This is a genomic window from Nonomuraea mangrovi (assembly GCF_042681425.1).
Lineage (GTDB): Bacteria > Actinomycetota > Actinomycetes > Streptosporangiales > Streptosporangiaceae > Nonomuraea > Nonomuraea mangrovi.
Map to the genome: position 1 here is coordinate 1 of NZ_JBHUFV010000017.1, position 20,094 is coordinate 20,094.

19 protein-coding genes and 2 pseudogenes are annotated in these 20,094 nt (G+C 70.8%); 5 read left to right on the top strand and 16 right to left on the bottom strand.

Translation table 11 applies throughout. From position 1 onward, the window contains the following. From ACFSKW_RS11590 to ACFSKW_RS11605, 4 genes and pseudogenes are all read right to left on the bottom strand, one after another. Positions 1–337: pseudogene (locus ACFSKW_RS11590) on the bottom strand (hypothetical protein); the annotation flags it as partial. 107 nt (positions 338–444) lie between these two features. Continuing rightward, entirely contained in the window at positions 445–588 is a 144-nt protein-coding gene (locus tag ACFSKW_RS11595) for a hypothetical protein (protein ID WP_379572111.1), read from the bottom strand. A 20-nt stretch (positions 589–608) separates the two neighbouring features. Then, complete coding sequence (locus ACFSKW_RS11600) at positions 609–1,424, bottom strand: nitrilase-related carbon-nitrogen hydrolase (RefSeq protein WP_379572113.1); 816 nt, start codon at positions 1,422–1,424, stop codon at positions 609–611. 282 nt (positions 1,425–1,706) lie between these two features. Further along, on the bottom strand, positions 1,707–2,474 hold the full coding sequence (locus tag ACFSKW_RS11605) for a glycoside hydrolase family 16 protein (protein ID WP_379572115.1): 768 nt from the start codon (positions 2,472–2,474) through the stop codon (positions 1,707–1,709). 508 nt (positions 2,475–2,982) lie between these two features. Between ACFSKW_RS11605 and ACFSKW_RS11610 the strand changes: the two genes are divergently transcribed. Further along, on the top strand, positions 2,983–3,762 hold the full coding sequence (locus ACFSKW_RS11610; RefSeq protein WP_379572117.1) for an oxidoreductase: 780 nt from the start codon (positions 2,983–2,985) through the stop codon (positions 3,760–3,762). Between the two features lie 139 nt (positions 3,763–3,901). Here the strand turns inward: ACFSKW_RS11610 and ACFSKW_RS11615 are convergent, their stop codons facing one another. Beyond that, positions 3,902–4,255 (bottom strand): MFS transporter, encoded by a 354-nt coding sequence (locus ACFSKW_RS11615; protein ID WP_379572119.1) that lies wholly within the window; start codon positions 4,253–4,255, stop codon positions 3,902–3,904. A gap of 21 nt (positions 4,256–4,276) precedes the next feature. Between ACFSKW_RS11615 and ACFSKW_RS11620 the strand changes: the two genes are divergently transcribed. The 3 genes from ACFSKW_RS11620 (at position 4,277) to ACFSKW_RS11630 (ending at position 6,380) form a co-directional block, all read left to right on the top strand. Continuing rightward, on the top strand, positions 4,277–4,414 hold the full coding sequence (locus ACFSKW_RS11620) for a hypothetical protein (protein ID WP_379572121.1): 138 nt from the start codon (positions 4,277–4,279) through the stop codon (positions 4,412–4,414). A 92-nt stretch (positions 4,415–4,506) separates the two neighbouring features. Further along, positions 4,507–5,745, top strand: a complete 1,239-nt coding sequence (locus ACFSKW_RS11625) for a sensor histidine kinase (RefSeq protein WP_379572123.1) — start codon at positions 4,507–4,509, stop codon at positions 5,743–5,745. Further along, positions 5,733–6,380: a response regulator gene (locus tag ACFSKW_RS11630; protein ID WP_379572125.1), complete on the top strand. Its 648-nt coding sequence runs from the start codon at positions 5,733–5,735 to the stop codon at positions 6,378–6,380. The genes ACFSKW_RS11625 and ACFSKW_RS11630 overlap by 13 nt, the downstream gene beginning before the upstream one ends. 162 nt (positions 6,381–6,542) lie before the next feature. Here ACFSKW_RS11630 and ACFSKW_RS11635 read toward each other — a convergent pair whose 3' ends face one another. The 4 genes from ACFSKW_RS11635 to ACFSKW_RS11650 form a co-directional block, all read right to left on the bottom strand. Next, on the bottom strand, positions 6,543–8,375 hold the full coding sequence (locus tag ACFSKW_RS11635) for a GEVED domain-containing protein (RefSeq protein ID WP_379572257.1): 1,833 nt from the start codon (positions 8,373–8,375) through the stop codon (positions 6,543–6,545). Positions 8,376–8,421: 46 nt separating this feature from the next. Further along, complete coding sequence (locus ACFSKW_RS11640) at positions 8,422–9,639, bottom strand: NAD(P)-binding domain-containing protein (protein ID WP_379572127.1); 1,218 nt, start codon at positions 9,637–9,639, stop codon at positions 8,422–8,424. A 6-nt stretch (positions 9,640–9,645) separates the two neighbouring features. Next, positions 9,646–10,731, bottom strand: a complete 1,086-nt coding sequence (locus tag ACFSKW_RS11645; protein ID WP_379572129.1) for a carboxylate--amine ligase — start codon at positions 10,729–10,731, stop codon at positions 9,646–9,648. 455 nt (positions 10,732–11,186) lie between these two features. After that, positions 11,187–11,468 (bottom strand): hypothetical protein, encoded by a 282-nt coding sequence (locus tag ACFSKW_RS11650; RefSeq protein WP_379572131.1) that lies wholly within the window; start codon positions 11,466–11,468, stop codon positions 11,187–11,189. Between ACFSKW_RS11650 and ACFSKW_RS11655 the strand changes: the two are divergent. Then, positions 11,455–11,688, top strand: a pseudogene (locus ACFSKW_RS11655) (glycosyl hydrolase); the annotation flags it as partial. The gene ACFSKW_RS11650 and the pseudogene ACFSKW_RS11655 overlap by 14 nt on opposite strands. 176 nt (positions 11,689–11,864) lie before the next feature. Here ACFSKW_RS11655 and ACFSKW_RS11660 read toward each other — a convergent pair. Genes ACFSKW_RS11660 through ACFSKW_RS11690 form a run of 7 tightly spaced genes read right to left on the bottom strand, consistent with a single transcriptional unit; the run spans position 11,865 to position 19,817 of the window. Then, complete coding sequence (locus ACFSKW_RS11660) at positions 11,865–13,397, bottom strand: glycosyltransferase (RefSeq protein WP_379572133.1); 1,533 nt, start codon at positions 13,395–13,397, stop codon at positions 11,865–11,867. Positions 13,398–13,426: 29 nt separating this feature from the next. Further along, positions 13,427–14,029, bottom strand: a complete 603-nt coding sequence (locus ACFSKW_RS11665; protein ID WP_379572135.1) for a YveK family protein — start codon at positions 14,027–14,029, stop codon at positions 13,427–13,429. Between the two features lie 2 nt (positions 14,030–14,031). Further along, on the bottom strand, positions 14,032–15,141 hold the full coding sequence (locus ACFSKW_RS11670; protein WP_379572137.1) for a glycosyltransferase: 1,110 nt from the start codon (positions 15,139–15,141) through the stop codon (positions 14,032–14,034). Then, complete coding sequence (locus ACFSKW_RS11675) at positions 15,138–15,836, bottom strand: polysaccharide deacetylase family protein (protein WP_379572139.1); 699 nt, start codon at positions 15,834–15,836, stop codon at positions 15,138–15,140. The genes ACFSKW_RS11670 and ACFSKW_RS11675 overlap by 4 nt, the downstream gene beginning before the upstream one ends. Before the next feature lie 5 nt (positions 15,837–15,841). Beyond that, entirely contained in the window at positions 15,842–17,335 is a 1,494-nt protein-coding gene (gene murJ, locus ACFSKW_RS11680) for a murein biosynthesis integral membrane protein MurJ (RefSeq protein ID WP_379572141.1), read from the bottom strand. Further along, positions 17,335–18,579 carry an O-antigen ligase family protein gene (locus ACFSKW_RS11685; RefSeq protein ID WP_379572143.1) on the bottom strand — a complete coding sequence of 415 codons (1,245 nt, stop codon included), beginning with the start codon at positions 18,577–18,579 and terminating at the stop codon, positions 17,335–17,337. The genes murJ and ACFSKW_RS11685 overlap by 1 nt, the downstream gene beginning before the upstream one ends. Positions 18,580–18,581: 2 nt before the next feature. Next, positions 18,582–19,817 (bottom strand): sugar transferase, encoded by a 1,236-nt coding sequence (locus ACFSKW_RS11690; protein ID WP_379572145.1) that lies wholly within the window; start codon positions 19,815–19,817, stop codon positions 18,582–18,584. Positions 19,818–20,094 lie beyond the last annotated feature (277 nt).

Genomic DNA, 20,094 nt, shown 5'->3' on the forward strand with positions numbered 1-20,094 from the left:
CCGCGCCGGCCGGCCTGCCCGCGCCGGTCGGCCTGCCCGCGCCGGCCGGCCTGCCCGCGCCGGTCGGCCTGCCCGCGCCGGCCGCTCTGCCCACGCCAGCCGGCCTGGCTGCGCCGGTCGGCCAGTCCACGCTCACCAGCCAGCCCACGCCGACCGCGAGCGCCGCCCAGGCCCAGCCGCTGTCCACGAGCAGGCTGAGCACCTTGGCCGCGCCGCCCCACAGCGTGCCGTCGAGCGGCGCGCCCAGCAGGGAGTACGGCGAGGACAACGCGTTGACCAGCGAGGTACCCGCCCCGAAGGCGATGCCGAGCATGGCCGCACTCGATGTCCTGTTCATGGAGGGAGGCTAGCGTTTCGAGGCGCAGGCGCAGGCGCAGGCGCAGGCGCGGGCGGGACGCGGCGTCATGGGTGAGCGCATGGCAGGGCGCCTGCCGTTCGCGGAGCTCAGCGCAGGTCGGCGGCCTCGCAGCGCGGGGCGACGGCGTGCGCGCGAGCAGCGGCCCGCGTGACGAGCCGCGTCCGGGTCCAGCGCGCCATGACGCCGCGGCGTTCCGGTTCCATGACGGCGAGGAGGGCGAGAACGGGCACGTGTGAGGCGTGCCGATGCCTCACGGGGCGGATGCGCTCCGGGCGTTCTCGGGCGCAGGGATGGAAAGCACCCTGTCCTGAAGGACCGGGAGCTCCGCCCGGATCGCCGCGACCACGTCCATGTCGATCTCGGCCGTGAGGACTTCCTCGCCCGCTCCCGCCTCGGCGAGCACCGTGCCCCATGGGTCGACCGCCATGCTGCCGCCCGCCTGCTCCATGCCGCCGTGGCTGCCCGAGGCGCAGCACGCCAGGACGACGGCCTGCTCCTCGACCGCGCGGGCGCGCACGAGGATCCGCCACTGCTCGCGGCGCCGGGCCGGCCACGCGGCGGGCACGACCAGGATCTCCGTCCCGGCATCGACCAGCGCGCGGAACAGCTCGGGGAACCGCAGGTCGTAGCAGGTGGCGAAGCCGAGCCTGCCGAGCTCGGTGCCGATCGTCACGACCTCTCGCCCCGCGGCCATCCAGACGGCCTCTCCGGTGTCGAAACCGTAGCGGTGGATCTTGCGGTACGTACGGCGCAGCGCGCCGGACCTGTCGAAGAGCAGCGCGGTGTTGTAGAGCGAACCGTCGTCGCCGCGCTCCACCACGGTCCCCGCGTGCAGCCACACGGCCGCGGACCTGGCCGCCGCCGACATGGCCCGCGCCGTCGGGCCGTCGACGGGTTCGGCGCCCGCCTGCCAGTCGTCGTACGCCCAGGCGCCGGTCGTCCAGAGTTCGGGCAGCACCACGAGGTCGTCGCCGGCCCGGCCGCGGACCAGGGCGGCGGCGCGTGCGCGGCGCTCGTCGGCGGATTCGGTGTCCGAGACCAGGAGCTGGATCAGAGAGACACGCACGTGTGGCCCCTTTCGCCGGCCGTCCTGCCGCATCGGGGGATGGTGCCATTCTCGCAGCCCGCCCACCGGGCCGTCACTGCTCGGTGCGCGCTTGCCCTGGTGGGACAGGCGTGATCGCTGCGCGAGATGCCGGCCGAGGGGCAGGTCGGTGACCCTCGGGGCACTTGCCCAGGACCACGCGACCGAGGCGCCGCCGCCGGAGCTCGAAGCACCCTGGAGATGCAGGGCCGCCAGGACCGCGCCTCGTCACGGAGGACGAGGCGCGGTCCTGACGGAACGCTCCTACCTCTGCCATGCGCGGACGTAGTCCACCACCATGTGCCCCGCCGACCCCTGCTCTGGAGGCACCTCGGAGTACACGAAGTTGCTCACCATCAGGTTGACCGCCCCCGGAGGCGGGCCGTCCGCGTGGCACACCCTGGTCCCGTCGATGTAGAAGTCCGTCCCCGACTCGCGGAAGTCGGCCCCGTAGACGTGCATGCCCTCGCTCGGATCGAAGTTGGGCTGGTGGATGCACGTGTCGTCGTTGTCCCAGTGCCAGGAGAGATACAGGTTCCGGTGGTTGTCGGAGAAGTACTCGAAGATGTCCGTCTCGGCCCGGTCCCCGTAACCGTGCGCATGCCACGTCCAGAACGACGGCCAGAATCCCCGAGGTGACGGAAGCGTCGCTCTGATCTCGACGTACCCGTGCCGGAAGGTGTAGCCCTCCTGCCCGGTGGAGGTGATCAGGCAGCTGGACCACCCGTACCAGTGTCCTGACTGGGACCGGATGTTGTCGGGCTCGGCTGTGATGGTCAGGGCCCCGCCGGCCACGGAGCAGTTGCGGGGCTGGTCGAACTCCAGCTGCTTACTGTCCGGATTGCCGGTGCCGAAGGGCTCGTCGGACCAGTCGGACTCGGCCGTCGAGCGGTACTGCCACTTCGACCCGTCGACCTCCGATCCATTGAACTCGTCCCGGAACGTGAGCGTCCATTGGCCACGGGGGCCGACGGGTTGGACGTCTCCGGGGCGCGAAAACGATGCCGGGACCGCGGGCTCAGCCGCAGTCATTGTCAGGGCCGACATCACTACCAAGAGTCGTATCAACCACATGGTTCCCGCCTTTCTCAGGCAATTCATTGATTCACCGCCTAAGAGGGAAACCTGTGTCGACAGTGTTCGGGAGGTCTGTTTGCCGTGTGTACAAGTGCGATCAGGCCTCTTTGGCCTGTAGGTATGGCCCTTTAGTGTCCGATTGGCATCAATGCCCGGCTAGCCCGGACACGTGTCGCCGGCGCCTGGTGGTGAGCGGCTCGGACCCAGGTGTGGCCGAGCTTGCGGCACCTGAGACGGCAGGGCAAGCGCCTGCGGCAATGCCTTCCAGTCCTTTGTCCAAGTACAGGTGTAAGCGCCGGACGACGAAGCGAGCCCGGCCGGTACGGGGATGTCGACGTGGTGGCGGGGGTCCTCTCACGGCTGGTCGCCGGCACTCACGTGGCGGATCCGACGGCGGTGGAGACCCGGCGAGGAGCTTCGGACCGGCTGGATACAATACAGATCAGTGCTGTATTGTAAATCTATGACCGCGAAGATCTGCCTCATCACCGGAGCCTCGTCGGGGATCGGCCACGCCACCGCGCTGGAGCTCGTGCGCGCCGGCCACACCGTGTACGGCGCGGCACGCCGCGTTCGCCAGGTGCCCGGCGGCCACGCCCTCGCCATGGACGTCACGAACCCGGCCGATGTCGAGCACGCCGTCCGCACGGTCCTGGACGAGCAGGGTCGCATCGACGTCCTCGTCAACAACGCGGGGATCGGGCTGTACGGAGCCGTCGAGGACGTCCCGCTCGACCAGGCGCGCCACCTGTTCGAGGTCAACCTGTTCGGGGTGGCGCACCTGACCCGGCTGGTGCTGCCGCACATGAGGGAGCGGGGATCAGGCTCGATCGTCAACGTCTCGTCGATCGCCGGCGAGATCGCCCTGCCGCTCGGTGGCTGGTACCACGCCTCCAAGCACGCGCTCGAGGCGCTCACGGACTCGCTCCGCCAGGAGGTCAAGGCGTTCGGCGTCAACGTGGTGCTCATCCAGCCCGGCCTCATCAAGACGGAGTTCGAGCAGGACATCCGCGAGATCTCGGGGCGCGGCGCCTACCGCGACCTCGCGCAGGCGATGGCGGAGCGGGCGGAGAGCTCGACAGGGGGCTCGGATCCCGCCGTGGTGGCGACGGCCATCAGGAAGGTCGTCGAGTCCGCCCACCCCAGGCCCCGCCATCCGGTCGGCCACCTGGCCAGGACCGTCCTGTGGCTCAACAGGCTCCTGCCCGACCGCGCCTTCGACAACCTGGTCACGAAGAGGTGACCCTCCTGCGTGGCGTGGGCCGTAGAGCGGCGGTGTGGCCCTCCTGCGTGGCGCGGGCGGTCAGCGGGGGGCGAGGTGACCCTCCTGCGTGGCGTGGGCCGTAGGGCGGCTGTGTGGCCCTCCTGCGTGGCGCGGGCCGTCAGCGGGCGGCGAGGTGACCTTTGTTGAGGGCGGTGGAGGCCATGCCGTTGGCGACGCCCTGCTCGTCGGCGGCGGTGCCGGTGGCGGCGGCGATCCACATGGAGGTCCACACGATGCCCTGCCCGACGCCGGAGACGACGAGTCCTGGTAGCAGCAGGCCGTAACCCGCGCCAGCGTCGAAGCCGAACGCCATGGCCGCCGTGCCCGCCGCACCGACGACGAAGCCGATCACCAGCATGCCGCGGTTGCCGATCCTGGTCGCGAGGCGTTCGCCGAGCTGGGTGCCGGTGGCGATGGCGAGGGAGGGGACCAGGAAGGCGAGGCCGGTCTGCAGGGCGCTGTAGCCGTGCACGCTCTGCAGCAGGAGGCGCCGATGACCAGCGGATCGCCCCAGCCGCGTTCGTCAGGCCGGGAGAACCTCCTCACACTGCGCAGGGACGACCTCGACGCCCGCTATCCGGGCTTGCTCGACGCGATCCTCGCCGGAGCCGTGCGGGACGAGGCGGGCTGAGGCCCGATAGGCGCGGGCCTCCCCGGCCGCGCCCTGAGGGGTGCAGTCCGCTGTAGTGCGCGAGGGTCCCGGCGTCATCCAAACTGGACAGCATGCGCGAGCGAACCAGACAAATGTGGCGAGGGGGACTGTACCTCCTGATCGGCCTCCCGTCGGCGGTGGCGACCATGCTCGTCCTGCCGCTGCTGGCCGTCGGCGTCATGACCACGGCGTTCGGCGGGCTCGGACTCGTGGTGTTCCCTCCGATGATGATGGGCCTGCGCTGGTGGGCCGAGTGGCACCGGAGCCGGGCCGCCGCGCTGCTGGGCGTGCCGCTGCCGCCGCGAAGGACCAGCCTTCCCAAGGGGTTGCGCGCGCAGTGGAAGCAGGCGCTCGACCGCGAGAGCAGGCGTGACGTGCTGTGGACGCTCCAGCACGTCGCGATCGGCCTGTCCGCCGGGCTGCTCGCGCTGATCTGCGTCGTGGGGCCGGTCACCACGCTGGTCAGCGTCCCTCTGTGGTGGCTGTACCCCGAGGGCGACCCGATGCGGGTGCTGGTGGGCACGCCGGTGCGAAGCTGGGACACCGCGCTCACCATGGGCGGCGTGCAGCTCCTCCTGCTGGGGGCGCTGGGATGGTGGACGCTGCCGCGCATGTCGCGCTTCCACGCGCGCCACTGCATGAAGGCGCTGGAGCCCTCGGTGGAGGACCAGCTCACCGAGCGCGTCGACGAGCTGACCGAGAGCAGGGCGGGCGTGCTCGACGCCCACGGCGCCGAGCTCCGCCGTATCGAGCGGGACCTGCACGACGGCACCCAGGCCAGGCTGGTGTCCATCGCGATGCGGCTGGGTGTCGCGCGGGAGGCGCTCGACGACGACGCGGGAACACTCGCCACCCTCCTGAAGGAGGCCCACGAGGGGACCGAGGAGGCCATGGTCGAACTGCGCGACGTGATCCGCACGATGTATCCGCCGATCCTCGCCGACCGCGGACTCGAAGGCGCGATCGCGGCGGTGGCCGCGCGCGCGGGCGTCCCCACCGAGGCGGAGCTCGGCGAGCTCGGCAGGCTGCCCGCGGCCGTCGAGGCGGCCGCCTACTTCATCGTGGCCGAGGCTCTCACCAACGCCGCCAAGCACAGCGGCGCGACCCGCGCGACGGTACGGCTGAGCAGGCAGGGCGGCAGGCTCCTCGTCGAGGTCACCGACGACGGGATCGGCGGGGTGGACGAGGGCCGCGGCACCGGCGTGGTCGGCATCCGGCGCAGGGCCGCCGCGCTCGACGGCACCGTGCTCGTCCAGAGCCCCGCAGGCGGGCCGACCGCGATCACGGTGGAGCTGCCATGCGCGTCGTGATCGCAGAGGACAACGTGCTGCTCTCGGCTGGTCTCGAGCTGCTTCTCGGCACCAAGGGCATCGAGGTGGCCGCCGTCGTCGTCGACGGCCCCGCCCTGATGGAAGCCGTCGAACAGCACGAACCCGACGCCGTGATCGCCGACGTACGGCTGCCGCCCTCCTTCCGCGACGAGGGGATCAGGGCCGCGCTGGAGGTCCGTCAGGCACACCCCGGCATGCCGGTTCTCGTGCTGTCGCAGTACGTCGAGAAGGTGTACGCCCGCGAGCTCCTGTCAGACGGCAAGGGCGGCGTCGGCTACCTGCTGAAGGACAGGGTGAGCAGGGTCGGCGAGTTCGTCGACGGCCTGCGCAGGGTCGCCGCCGGCGGCACCGTCATGGACCCCGAGGTCATCGCCCAGCTCATGGCGGGCACCGGCAAGAACGCCCTCGACGCGATCACCAACCGCGAGCGGGAGGTGCTCGCGCTGATGGCGGAGGGGCTCGGCAACACCGAGATCGGCAAGCGGCTGTTCATCACGGACAACGCCGTGCACAAGCACATCGGCAACATCTTCGCCAAGCTCGGCCTGCCGGTGGCAGACGGAGGACATCGCCGGGTCCTGGCGGTGCTCACCTTCCTCAACAGCCAGCCGTGACGGGAAACCATCAGCAGCCGCCGTGACAAAAGGCCTTCCCTTCACCGGTCCGCCGTGACGGAAGGCCTGTACCGGGGCGTCAGGACGGCGGTGGATACCGGCGGGGAGACGCGAACGAGGCCCGCATCAGAGATGCGGGCCTCGCTCGGAACCTTCAGGCGATCAGAAGTCGGGGCGCTCCCCGGTGGCGACATGCCACCCGTACTCCACCGCGGTCAGCGGTTTGAGCTCGGTCGACTCCCAGGAAGGCTGGGGCATGCTCTGCTCGGGCGTGACCTCGGCCTTGGCGGCCTCGTCAGCGGCCCGCTCGCGCATGTCCCTGATCCGTGCGCGCGTGGCCTCGGCCCGCTCACGCCTGGCGGCGGCGAGGGCCGAGGCCCTGTCGCGCCTGGAACCGCGTCTGTCGTCCCTGGCCCCGGTGTCGCCCCGGTGGCGCCTGGCGTCGGCCTCGGAACGCGCTCGCCTGGCCTCGGCACGGTCGTGCCTCATCCTTTCGAACGCGGCCCGGTTCGGCGTCGGCCAGTCGGCGTGGGGCCGGCCGGACCCCGGCCGATGGCCCTCGTGCCGATGGGCCTCGTGCCTGCGCCGCTCAGCCCTGGGCCTGCCTTCGTACCCGGGCCTGCCCTCGAACCTGTGCCTGCCCTCGAACCTGTGCCTGCCCTCGTACCTGGGCCGGTCCGTCCTGGGCTGCTCCCGCCTCGGCCTGTTCGCCTTCGACGGGACCACCCTGGCCGAAACCACCCTCGGCGGGTTGACCACCGGCGGCGCGATCACCGGCGGCTCGGCCTCGGACGACTCGGTCGTCGGGGTGATGGCCTCGCGCCTCGGGAGCGCGAGCTGGTAGTCCTCCACCTCGCCGCTGTCGGCCCATCCCGTCGAATCCGCCACTCCGCCGGACGTGGCGGCGATGCGGAGCCGCATCCATGTGCTTCCCTGCCCGACCGCCTCGGGAACGTTCCAGGTCAGCGTATGCTTGCCGGCGCCCGCGTCGACGTTGGCGTCGGTCCGCTCGGACGCCTCGAACCTGCCGTCGCGGTCGAAGTCGATCCACCCCGCCAGGTCGGCACCCGAACCGGAGCGCACGGGAACCTCCAGCGAGTACGAGGTGGCGCCGTCCGGCAGGCGCTGGATGTCCTCGGGCTTCAACCCGTCGTCGGTGTCGGTGTTCTGCCGCAGCCCTCGCGGCACGAAACTCAGCGTGTTGATGTTGTCGGCCGTCACGTCCTCACCGATGAAGGTGTCGGTGATGGCGTGCGAGGCGGCGCCGTACGAGGCTGGCGCGTCGGAGTCGTCCTCGTACAGCGACAGCTTGAAGGCGCCCCACAGGTGGGGGACGCCCGCGTCGCCCATCGTGCGCACGTTGCGGGCGCGCAGCCTGATGGTGAACGAGGTGATCGTGCCGTTCACCTGGACGGTGCCGCAGGTGTACACGACGCCGCAGGTGGTGGAGGCGACCCTGTAGACACGGTCGGGCACGATCGAGGTGTCCGTGACCGTGAAGCCGGGAAAGCCCGCCGCGTTGGTGAAGGTGGGCATGGTGGGAGTTCCCCGGACCAGGTCCACTCCCGGCCAGTAGTCGTCGCGCCTGCCTTCGGGGCCCTCGGTCACGCCTCCCGTGCCGAACACGTGCAGGCGCGGGTCGCGTACAGGCCTGGAGAAGGTGAACGTCAGTTCGGCGACGTCAGCCCATCCGTTGACGTCGACCTTGAAGTCCTCGTAGCGGTCGACGATGCCCGCGTCCGCCTTGGCGTTGGCGGGGATGAGGTACTCGTCGGCCGGAGCCTGAGGATCGGTGGGCGACACCCTGGCCGAGCCCACCCGCGACCCGTTGAGCATCGTCTTGGTGATGGCGACCGTCACTCCTGACGGGGTGTCGCCCGCGGCTTCGGTCGGCGAGTTCGTGAAGGAGATCGGTCGTTCGCCTGCGTAGGCGAAGGGAACGATTCCCGCGGCCCCGACGAGTGCGGCTGTCACACCGGCGAGGAATACACGCACACCCAATTTCGCTCCCTTGTTCTTCCAGTCGGGACTTGGTACAAGATCAAACTGCTTTGCGGACCTGGCCTACGAGGCCACGGGTGACCCTTCTCGCGGCGAAGTCGCAGCCGTGGACGAACCGCATGGCGGGGCCGAACGAGGCGGCCGCCGCGAGTCCGACGAGATACAGCCCCGTCAGCGGGGTCTCGAAGGTCCTCGACAGCCGCGGCGTCGGACCCAATGACCGGATGCCGCGCCGCAGCGTCGGGTCGAGGATGTCGATCCGGCCCACGTCCACCTGGTAGCCGGTCGCGGCGATCACGTGCTCGGTCTCGAGCGTTTCGACCTTGCCCCTACCGGTGGTCAGGTGCAGCCGTACGGCGCCGCGGTGGTCCGCGCCCTCCAGCCGCGCGCCCAACGTCACGGGAACCGCGCCGTCGAAGCGCTCCTTGAGCCACCACGAGCCCGCAGGGCCCAGCGTGGTGCGCACGATGTGGCTGCGGGTCGCCTTCGGCAGGTACCTGACGACGCCCGGCATCTCGGCGTACACCAGAGACCGCCACCCAGCGCCGAGCCCCGAACGGGGTGCCAGCGTGCGGGCCAGGACCGAGCGCTGGTCGTTGGGCGTTTCGTTCCAGGCCAGCGCCTTGGTCCTGGCGATGATGCGCGGTTTGGCGCCCGCTTCCACGAGCAGCGTCGCCGTCTCCAGCGCGGACTGGCCCGCGCCGACGACGGCCACGTGCCGGCCTGCGAAGGCCGACAGGTCGTGGTGGTCGGAGCTGTGTGATGACACCTCGGGCGGCAGTTCGGCCAGAGCGCTCGGCCTGTGCGCGAACGGCAGGAAGCCCAGCGCCAGCACGACGGTCCTGGCCAGCACGCACGCCCCTGACGAGAGCGTGACGGTGAACAGCCCGCCTTCTGTGCCTACCTCGGTCACCGTCGACTCGTCGAGCGCGTCTCTGACAGCCTGCGCGTGGAACCATTTGCCGTAGGCGACGAACGTTTCCACGGGAATGGGCTCGCCATAGGAGTAGCGGCGGAAGGCGTCGAGGCCGTACCGCTTGTCGGGATCGCCCAGATGAGAGGCGTCCGGTTCGGATTTCAGCAGCATCCCGCGTGGCATATGCCATTCCCATGCTTGCATGGGTCGCCCGAAAACGCGCGCTTCGAGTCCGGCCGCGAGGGCGTGGGCGGCCACCGAAAGGCCATAGGGACCCGCGCCCACAATTGCCACGTCTAGCACCGGCGTCTGCAAATCTTCCCCTCCTGTTCGTAGGCACACAAAAGCCTATTTCCGGCCCCTCGCCAGGCGAGTAAAGCCACGCCTTATCGACTGTCTAGCCATTGCCACGAAGGGCCAGAAATCGTCCGCCGAAAGCCAGGCGAGCTCGTCGGCGTCGTATATGGCGCGCAGCCATCCGGTGCACGTCCGTTCGCGTCCCAAGCGGAACGCCGGATAGACGTCGTAGTTCTCGACCAGGAAGGTCCGCCCGTAGAGGCCGCGGGCCGCGGCCGACGGCTTGCCCGACAGGTGCAGGTGCATGGCGCGCACGAGGTCGAGGCCGCGACCGTCGCCGAACAGCCGGAACTGCGCGCCAAGACGTGGATTGAAGTCGAGAAGGTAGTACAGGTCATCGGCCGTGTCGTAACGGAAGTCGATGTCCAGGACGCCGCGGTAGCCCAGCTCGGCAGCCATCGTGTTGGCCGCGTTCTCGATCGCGGGATTGGGCAGTGCCCTGCCGTACGTGGTGAGCCCGGCGCCGGGCGGATAGGAGCGCTCCTTCCTTCCCGTTCCGCTGAACAGGCAGGTGGAGGCGTGGTCGTAGTAGCCGTGGAAGAACCAGTCGGACCCGGGGCCGCCTGGCACGAAGCGCTGCAGGAGCAGGTCGCAGTCGTTCTTGTGCCCGAGCAGGCCGACTGCCTGCTCGGGCTCGTGGATCAGGCTGGTGTTGCGCAGGCCGGCCTCGCGGGGGAGCAGCCACGGCTGGGCCCATTTGGCCACCAGCGGCAGCCCGAGGTCGCCGACCGCGGAGGAGACGTCGTCCTCACAGGTCACGGTCCGGGTCTCGGGGTGTGGGATGCCGAGAGAGGTGCACAGCGCGGCCAGCTTGGCCTTGTCGGCGAGCGCGCGGGGCAGCCCCGGCGCCTGGTCGGGCAGTAGGAAGTAGGGGCGCAGCGCGGCCGAGTGCTCGGCCACCGCGATGGCGCCGGCGTCGTCCATGACGACGAGCACGGCCCTGCGCCCGATCCGCTCGGCCACCGCGACCAGCGTCTCGACGACGCCCCCGCTTCGCGGCCAGGTGTACATGCGGCTCAGGTATTTCGACCGGGAGACGGGCGCGTGACGGCCTTCGATGAGCCCGTGCACTTCCACACCGGCTCTGCCGAGTGAGCGAATAGCGCCGAGTGTCCCATGATGAAAGATATTGTCGTCCAACCGCAGCACCAGCGCGGGGACGGTCGAATCAAGCATTTTCTGCGTTCCACTCCAAAAGTCAATGCCTCATCTAGGGCATTCCCCTGCAACTCGCGGGCTTGGTATTGGCTATGTCGGTGACCTGGGTATATAGGGTGAGACCTGAGACAACATATGGAGACGTGCGTAATGACCGCCAAAAATGGATACGTTCGCTGTCTTTTCGCGATACTCGCGGGATCGGCGGCTGTGGCGTGGTTTTCCACGGGCACGCGGGTCAACGGTGCGCTGCGTGACGAGGACGCGCGCGAGACCGCCGCGCTCGGTGTCTTTCTCGCCTCCGACAAGCGAGGGCCCGAGCAGGTGCCCCGCTTCGAGTCGTGGCTGGGCGCCGAGGTGACGGTCGGCCGTACCTATCTGCCGGGGGAGGTCTGGGGGTCGCTGCAGGGCCCCGGGTTCATCCTCGAGCCGTGGACGCGCTGGCGCGCCGCCAAGCCGGGCCGGATCCTGGCGCTGAACGTGCCGATGATCACCCCGAACGAGGGCGAGATGTCCGACGACGAGGTGGCCACGCTGCTCCGCGCGGGCGCGAACGGCGCCTTCGACCCGTTCTTCGAGCGCCTGGCGCAGAAGCTGGTGGACGCCGACGCCGCCGACACCATCATCGTGCTCGGCTGGGAGATGAACGGCAGCACCTACTCCCACCGGTGCAGGCCCGATCCCGACGCGTGGAAGAGCTACTGGCGGCGCATCGTCACGGCGATGCGAGCGACGCCGGGACAGCGGTTCCGCTTCGACTTCGCGCCGACGCGAGGACACGACGCGATCGCCTGGACGAGTTGCTACCCGGGCGACGACGTCGTCGACATCATCGGCATGGACAGCTACGACCTGGCCCCTGGCAAGTCCTTCTCCGACTACGTGGAGCAGCCGTACGGGCTTCAGGCGCAGGCCGACTTCGCCGAGGCGCACGGCAAGCCGATCTCGTTCCCCGAGTGGGGGCTGTTCCACTACGGAGACCGCCCCGACTACGTGCGCAGGATGCTCGACTGGATCGCCAAGCACGACGTGGTCTATCACTCGATCTCCGACTACTGTCCGCATGGCGTCTGGCAGTGTTCGTCGAATCCGCGCTCGTCGGCGCTGTTCCGCAAGCTGTTGCAGCAGCCGGCGCCCGTGACGGCGACGCCGCTGGCGCCGACCCCCTTGCCGTCGACGCTGCTCACGCCGAGCCCGCTCGAGACCGCCTCCGGCACGCCGGAGCCGTCCTCGGCCGAGCCGGGGACGCCGAGCCCGGTCGGGTCCGGCGCGCTGACGCCGGCGCCGTTCATCCCGCCGGAGGACACGACGGTCACGCTGCCTCCGTTCGACACGGTGCCGTTCACGCCCACGCCGTTCACACCGACGCCGCTGACGCCGACGCCGTTCACGCCGACGCCGCCGGCGCCCGTCCTCGAAGCGCAGGCGCAGGCGGCCGAGGCCGCCGCGGTCCCGATGCCGACGCCGGCGCCGCCGCCCACCCCGCCGGTGGCGCCGAGAAAGGCGGAAGAGCCGGACAGCCGCAGTACGTGCTCGGCGAGCTCGTCGAACGCGACCGCGATGTCGAAGGACGCGGAGCGGGCCACGGCGACCCGCCCCTCGGCGGACGCGAGCTCGGGCTGCGCGAGCCTGAGCAGCAGCGCCTCGGCCAACGCGGGAACGTCTTCAGCCGGTACGGCCACGCCCGCGCCCTCGCCGACCACCTCGGTCAGGCCGGGAACGTCGTAGACGACCAGTGACCGCCCCGTGGCCATGGCCTCGAGGGCGGTCAACGGCAGCCCCTCCCAGCGGGAGGGCAGGACCACCACGTCCGCGGCGGCGTACCAGGACCGGGCGTCGTCCACGGCGCCCACGAACTGGGCGCCCGGCGTGTCCAGCGAGCGGAGCTCGTCGAGCAGGTCGCCGTCGCCCACGATGGCGAGCCTGGCCTGCTCACACCTGTCCATGACCAGCTCCCATGCCGACAGCAGCAGGTCCTGCCCCTTCTGGCGGGTGACCCTGCCGACGCACACGGCCAGCGGAGCCGACCAGAGAATGCCGTGACGCTCCCGCGCGGTGGCCCGCTCCTCCTTGTCGGCGGGGTGGAACCGGCGCAGGTCGACACCGTTGCGCACGACCACGAGGTCGCCCCGCACACCGTTGCGCCGGGCGAGCGCCGACTCGCCCTCGCCCACGCACACGAGCAGGTCCGACCATCGGGCGGCCCGGCGCTCCCACGCCAGCGCGGCCCTGGCGACCAGGCCGCGGGCGGCCAGCCACGACCAGCCGTGCGGCTGGAAGATCGTGGGTATCCTGCCGCGGATCGCGGCCCTACCGGCCAGTCCCGCCTTGGCCGAGTGCAGGTGCACCGCGTCCGGTCCGAACGCGGCGACCAGCCGGCCGAGCCGCCGGATCGCGGCAACGTCGCGCGGGCCGGGTGAGCGCTCCACCGGCCAGTCGAGCCACGGCACCTCCAGCTCGGCCAGCTGTTCACGCAGCGGGCCCTCCTGCGGGCACGCGACCGCCACCTGCCAGCCGCGCCGTACCTGGTCCGCCACCACGGCGGCCACGTAGGCGCCCACGCCGCCGTCCACGGGCTGTGTCACGTGCAGGACACGCGGGCCCGCGGGGCCCCTCACGTCTCCGCCCCGCTCATCGCAGGAGTTTTCGTCGGCTCGCTCACCGCGGCGGCCTGCTCCGGCATGGGCCGGGCGAGCATGTACGGCGCGGCCAGGTAGACGAGACCCGCGACGAGCACCGCAGCGGCCGCCCCGACGGTCACGTTGACCAGCAGGACGGGCGACGAGGGCGAGGTCGGCAGGGCGGCGGCGGCGAAGCTGGTCATGCGCACCTTGGTGTCGGTCGAGTGGCCGTTGGCGTAGATGATCAGCGCGGCGGCCGCCTGGTTGGCCTGGTCGGCCGCCTCACGGGCGGTAGGGGCGAGCGCGGTGAGCTTGATGAGCGGCGCGTCGGGCGAGGCGGACGCGCTCAGCGTCCTTCGTGCCTCCTCGTCGCCGACGATGAGGCCGGGTTGGACGGCGATCCTGCTGTAGGCCTGGGCGTAGTGCATCGCCTCGGTCATGTCCCCGTCCGCCACGACCACCACGAAGGTGTCGGAGCTGTAGACGGGTTCCTTGACCAGGGAGTAGAAGAGACCCGCCTGCACCCCGAGCAGCAGCGACAGCGGCAGCCACCACCGCGCCAGCCACCGCATCACCCGAAGCTGCTTCCATGTCATCGCTACTCCTTGTTCGCTGTGGCGCCCAGCAGGCGCCGGTAGAGCGCTTCCAGTTGGTCGACCTGGTGTCGGATGTCGTAGAGCCGGACGGCTCCAGGAGGCGCCAACCTGGCGGGCCGCGCCGCGGCCAGCGCCCTGATCTCGGCGCCCAGCTCGCCCTGGGTGACGCGCCGCGCTCCCGGCGCGGCGTCACGGGGCAGGTCGTCGATGGCGGGGCAGGTGCCGTAGAGGACGGGAAGGCCCGCCGCGAGCGCCTCGACGGCGGCCAGGCCGAACGTCTCCTCCTCCGAGGGCGCGGCCAGCACGTCCATCGCCGAGAGCATGCCCCGCATGTCGGCCGACTCGCCGGTGAAGATCACTCGCCGCTCGACCCCGATCGCGCGGGCGAGAGCCTCGAGCCGCCGCCTGAGCGATCCCGCGCCGACCAGCAGCAGGACCATGCGCGGGTCCTCGGCGTCCCCCGCGCTCTTCATGGCCTCGATGAGCAGGTCGAAGCGCTTGCCATGCTCGAGACGCCCGACCCCGCCGACCACGAACGCGTCCATCGGCAGGCCCAGCGCGGCGCGGGTCCGCTGCCTCAGCCGCGGGTCGTAGCCGAACGCGGCGCCGTCGATGCCGTTGGCGATGACCACGATGCGAGAGCGCGGGATCCCCCACGCGACCAGCCGGTCGGCCACGGCGCGGGACACCGCCACGGTAGTGTGGCCGAGCAGCTCGCTGGCCAGGTAGAGCTGCCTGATCGCCATGGTGATGCGCCGTCCCTCGATGCGCTCGTACCCGATCGAGTGCTCGGTCGCCACGATCGCGGGGACGTTGGCCAGCCGCGCGGCCAGCCTGCCGTAGACGCAGGCGCGGTACAGGTGGGCGTGCACCACCTCGTAGCGGCCCGCCCGCATCAGCCTGGCCAGCCGCCCCACCGCGCGCACGTCGCGGTTGCCGTGCATGTCGAGCTGGTGGACGGGCACGCCCGCCTTCCTGATGGCCTCCGCCATCACGCCGAGCCCCGTCAGCACCGCGACCTCGCACCGCGCGTTCATGTACGGCAGCAGCGCCCGCAACTGCTGCTCGGCACCTCCGGCGGCCAGCCCGGTGATGACGTGGAGAACCTTCACGACCCCCACCGCATCCGGTGTCGCAGCCGCTTGGCGTGCAGCCGCAGCGAGCCGTCGCGGTCGCCGACGTAGGTGCGCGGCAGCGCGTGCAGGCTGCTGAGCTCGGACTTCCAGATGGCGCACGCGTACTGGTAGCCCGCTTCGCGGACGGCGGCCACCTCGCGGGCGCCGGCGTGACCGTACGGGTAGCAGAAGCCGGATACCTCACCGCCGACGATCTCCTCCAGCGCCGCCTTGCTCGCCACCAGTTCGTGCGCGAGCTCCTCGTCGGCCAGAGTGGTCAGCGAGCGGTGCGCGACGGAGTGCGAGCCGACCTCCATGCCGAGGTCGGCCATCCTGCGCACGTCGTCGGCGTCCATGAGCGGTTTGCGGGGATAGCCGGCGTCGGCGTCCCACGCGTTGAAGCCGCCGAGCTCGCCCGTGACGGGGTACACGGTGGCCGTGAACCCGTGGTCGAGCAGGACGGGGACGACCTCGGAGGCGAAGTCCGTGTAGCCGTCGTCGAAGGTGAGACCGACCAGGCGGCGTGCCGTTCCTGATCGCAGCGCGGCGATGAGGTCCCGCATCGAGACCCCGCGCAGCCCGCGCGCCGACAGCCAGCGCATCTGGGCGGCGAACCTGTCGGGTGAGACGGTGACGAGCAGCGGGTCGCTGTCGTACTTGGTCACCGAGTGATACATGAGCACAAGCGGCATGGCGGTCACGAGCGACCTCGCATCCTGATCATCCTGTTGAAATCCCCTGTTCCCGTGAGTGCTGTCACGGCGCAGAACGCCGCCGCCATCGCGAGCGCGGCGAGCACGAGGGCCGCCGCCGATGGCAGTCCTTCGAGGAGCGAACGTGCGCCCCATCCGGCCGCGGTGGCGACCACCGCGGCCAGGAGCAGGCGGGCCGCCGGCCCGCCGATCTCGCGCACCGGCATGCCGATGTCGGAGCCGCGCAGCCCCGCCAGCAGGATCACCGCCGTCAGCGTGATGCCCGCGGCGTTGGCCGCCGCGATCCCCGAGGGACCCGACGACGGCAGGGCCAGCGCGACCGTGGCGCCGAGGCCGGCGACCATGGCCATGGCCGGGTACCAGCTCGGCCGCGACCCGCAGAAGAACACCCTGCACACGACGCCGACGACGGCCTGCCCGAGCAGGCCGAGCGAGTAGATCCGCATGATCTGGGCGGTGGCGGTGGTGTCGGCGTCGGTGAACGCGCCGTACTGCAGCAGCAGCCGCACGATGTCGGGCGCGCAGACCACCAGCACACCGGTTGCCAGCAGCACGATCGTCGCGGCGGCCCGCAGGTCGTCGGTCAGCCTCCGCGACGCGGCGGCGCCGTCGCCCGCCGCGATGGCGCGCACCAGATGAGGGAAACTCACGGTGGCGGCGACCAGCGACAGCATCATCGGCACCTGGGCGATCTTCTGCGCGTAGTTGAGATGCGAGATGGAGCCTTCGGCGAGCGACGATCCGACGAACCGCTCGACGAACACCTGTCCCTGGCGTTCGAGGGTGAAGGCCGCGATGGGGACGAACGCCCCGAGCGGCAGCAGCATCGTGGACGTGGGCCTGCCGGGCCGTCCGAGCCTGCGCACGAACGAGGGAATCTGGACCAGCACCATGCCCACCCCGCCGACCGCCACGCCCACCGCCGCGGCGACCACGCCGAGATCGTGGAAGCACAAGACGCACGTGACGATGCCCAGGTTGTAGGCCACGGTGACGGTCGCGGGTGGTCCGAACACGTGGTTGGCGCGCAGCGCCGCGCTCGCGTATCCGGCCAGCCCGAACATCAGGATCGTGACGGCGGTGAACCGCATGCAGCGGACCGCGAGCTCGGCGTCCGCGATGCCAGGAGCCAGGAGGGCGACCAGCCAAGGCGCGCCCGCCGCCGTCACCAGGCTCAGCGCCGTCAGCGCCACGCCCATGTGCGGCAGGGTCGCCGAGACCAGATGCCTGACGTCGTCGCCCAGCTCCGCCGCCCTGCTGAACAGCGGGACCATCAGGAAGGCCATGGCGCCCTCGATGAGCAGCGGCGCCGCCGTCTCCGGCACCATCCACGCGACGAGGAAGGCGTCGGTGCCGGAGTCGGCGCCGTAGGTCCTTGCGAGCAGCAGGTCGCGGCCGAAGCCGAGCAGGAAGCCGAGCCCGACGAGGACGGCGGTGAGGCTCGCCGCCTTCAGCCCTGGTGGGCGCGTCGTCGTCATCACGACCACCCGCCCGCGGACCAGGAGAGCGCGACACCCAGCACCGTGGCTGTGACCAGCGTCGGCGCGCCGCCGATGTCGGCATAGGCGAAGTCGACGATCACCCAGGTCAGCAGCCCCGTGATGACCAGCCCCCTGCGGATGACCGACCACAGCACGAGCGCCCCGAACAGGAACGCGAAGGCGGCCAGCCCGACCACGCCCTGCTCGCTGAGCACCAGGAGGTACATGTTGTGCGGCGACAGCAGCGGCTGGCGCTGGTACCCGTTGACGGGGTCTTCGGTGTCGCTGCCCGACGACAGTCCCGTGGGCGCGTAGCTGTCGCGCAGCGCGGCGAACCTGCGCGGGCCCACGCCGGTCAGCGGGTGGTCCACCCACATCCCCTCGGCGGCCTGCCACAGGTCGTAGCGGTCACTGACCGACCGGTCGGGCTCGGTGACCGAGGAGGTGATCGACGCGAGCCGCTGCCCGATCGTGTCGGAGCCGACGCCGAGGCCGAGCACCAGCAGCACCGCCACCGCCGACATCACCATGACCACGCGGGCCGCGGTGCGCATGCTGTACATGACGAGCATGACCAGCGCGGCGCACGCCATCGCCACCCAGGTGCCGCGGCTCAGCGACAGCACCAGGGGGACGGCCAGCAGGCCCGCGCCCGTGAAGGCGGCGATCCTCGGTCGGCCCCGCGTGGTCAGCCCGGTGCCGAGCAGGATGATCGCGCCGAAGCTGACGACCGTCGCCATGCCCATGACGTCGAGCGCGCCGAACGTGCCGACGGCCCGTACCCGCTCGCCCCCGTAGGACGCGCCCGTTCCCGTGAACACCTGGTAGCAGCCGACCGCCCCCTGTACCGCGGCGGCTGCGACCAGCGCGCCGCCCACCAGCCACGCGTCGATCCTTTCGCGCAGCGTCACCAGGACGGCCAGCGGGATGAGCACGAAGACCTGCAGATACCTGATGTGGCCGGGCAGGCTGGTGCCCATGTCGGGGGAGGCCAGCGTCGCGATGGTGGCCGCGATCACCAAGGGCGCGACCACCACGGCGCGACGCGGCAGCGACGCGCGCCCGGTCACGAGGAAGACCGCCGTGGCGGCGATCAGCACGACCGACGCCACGTCGGCCATGGTGACGTGGACGGCCGAGGTCTGGTCGGCCTGGTCCTGCGGGACGCAGGTCAGCAGGACGGTCAGCGCGGCCAGCGTGCTCGGCCTGCGGATCAGGGTCCAGGGAAGCAGATCGCGCATTCCTAACTGCCACCAGGGCGAAGCAGGGACCAGGCGGTCCTGAGCAGGATCTTGAAGTCGGTTCTGAGCGACCAGTCGTCGATGTAGTGGTTGTCGAAGCGGGCCCTGTCCTCGATCGAGGTGTCACCGCGCAGCCCGTTGATCTGGGCCCAGCCGGTGATCCCCACGGGCACCCGGTGCCGCAGTTCGTAGCGCGGCGTGGTGGTGGAGAACTGGTCGACGAAGTAGGGGCGCTCCGGTCTCGGGCCGACGATGCTCATGTCGCCCTTCAGCACGTTCCAGAGCTGGGGCAGTTCGTCGAGCGAGGTCCTGCGCAGCGCCTTGCCCGCAGGACCGAGCCGGTGGTCGTGGGCGATGCTCCAGCGGGTGGCCGACTCGTGGGCGTCCACAGGCTTGAGCGTGCGCAGCTTGATCAGCTCGATCGGTGCGCCGCCGTAACCGACCCTGCGCTGCCTGAACAGCACGCCGGGGCCGATCTCCCAGCGCACCACCGTCGCGCACAGGGCCAGGATCGGCGCGCTGATCACCAATCCCACCACCGCGACGGCGATGTCGAGGACCCGCTTGAGCGGCCAGGTCAGGCGGTCCTGCGGGTCGGGGCGCATGCGCAGGAGCGCGAAGCTCCTGACGTGCTCGCGCAGTGGGACGAAGTCGACGAACAGGTCGCCCGGTTCAGGCGCCAGGTAGACATCGCAGCCCAGCGACCTGGCCGTCCGGGCCGTGGCCTGGTCCTGCTGGCCCGTGATGACCACCGCGCGCGTCCGGTGCATCCGGACGATGTCGCGCAGGTCGGCGGACCGGCCGAGGAGCGGCAGCCGCGCCTCGTGCTCGTCCTCCTCGTCGACGAAGCCGACCGGCAGCAGGCCGTACTCCGGGTGGCCGAGCAGGGTGACAGCGAGGCGCTGCCCGTGCCCGCCGGCGCCGACGATCACGGCAGCGGTGGTCGCGCCGCGCCTGCGCGCGCCGCGCACGGCGGCGTGGAAGGCGCATCTGCCACTGAAGGCCAGGCAGGTGAACAGCAGGCAGGCCAGGACGACCACCGTCAGCGAGGCGCTTCCCCAATAGGCGGCGAGCGCCGCGACGAGTCCGGATCCGGCCAGCCAGAACCCTCCGTCGAGGCTCGAGGGCAGGATCCGTTGCTCGTAGCCGCGGCCTGCCGCGTTCGCCGCCACGACCAGCACCCCTGCGAGGGCGACGCGTGCGGCCTCCTGCCCCGCCATCAGTGAGGTGAAGGTCATGCACGCCAGGTCCATGCCGATCAGACCGAGCGGCTGGACCGCAGTCCAGCGCCTCGACCTCCGGTTGCCCGATCCCGCCCGCTCTCTGGCAGGGCGGTTATCCCTAACAGGTACAGCCATCATGTCTCCGGAATTAATCACCTAAGTCGGGCACGCGCCAATTGCCTGACCTAATCCGGCTAAAGCTCACCGGCGGCCCTTTTGCCTATCGTGTCCCTACTATTGATGAAGTGCTGATATTTGCCTCTGCAATACGCTAGAAATCCCTTAACAAAGA

Coding starts and splice junctions, on each gene's coding strand:
- ACFSKW_RS11605 (WP_379572115.1), bottom strand. CDS start 2,474: ATGACTGCGGCTGAGCCCGCGGTCCCGGCATCGTTTTCGCGCCCCGGA.
- ACFSKW_RS11610 (WP_379572117.1), top strand. CDS start 2,983: ATGACCGCGAAGATCTGCCTCATCACCGGAGCCTCGTCGGGGATCGGC.
- ACFSKW_RS11620 (WP_379572121.1), top strand. CDS start 4,277: ATGACCAGCGGATCGCCCCAGCCGCGTTCGTCAGGCCGGGAGAACCTC.
- ACFSKW_RS11625 (WP_379572123.1), top strand. CDS start 4,507: ATGCGCGAGCGAACCAGACAAATGTGGCGAGGGGGACTGTACCTCCTG.
- ACFSKW_RS11630 (WP_379572125.1), top strand. CDS start 5,733: ATGCGCGTCGTGATCGCAGAGGACAACGTGCTGCTCTCGGCTGGTCTC.
- ACFSKW_RS11665 (WP_379572135.1), bottom strand. CDS start 14,029: ATGACATGGAAGCAGCTTCGGGTGATGCGGTGGCTGGCGCGGTGGTGG.
- ACFSKW_RS11675 (WP_379572139.1), bottom strand. CDS start 15,836: ATGCCGCTTGTGCTCATGTATCACTCGGTGACCAAGTACGACAGCGAC.
- murJ (WP_379572141.1), bottom strand. CDS start 17,335: ATGACGACGACGCGCCCACCAGGGCTGAAGGCGGCGAGCCTCACCGCC.
- ACFSKW_RS11685 (WP_379572143.1), bottom strand. CDS start 18,579: ATGCGCGATCTGCTTCCCTGGACCCTGATCCGCAGGCCGAGCACGCTG.
- ACFSKW_RS11690 (WP_379572145.1), bottom strand. CDS start 19,817: ATGACCTTCACCTCACTGATGGCGGGGCAGGAGGCCGCACGCGTCGCC.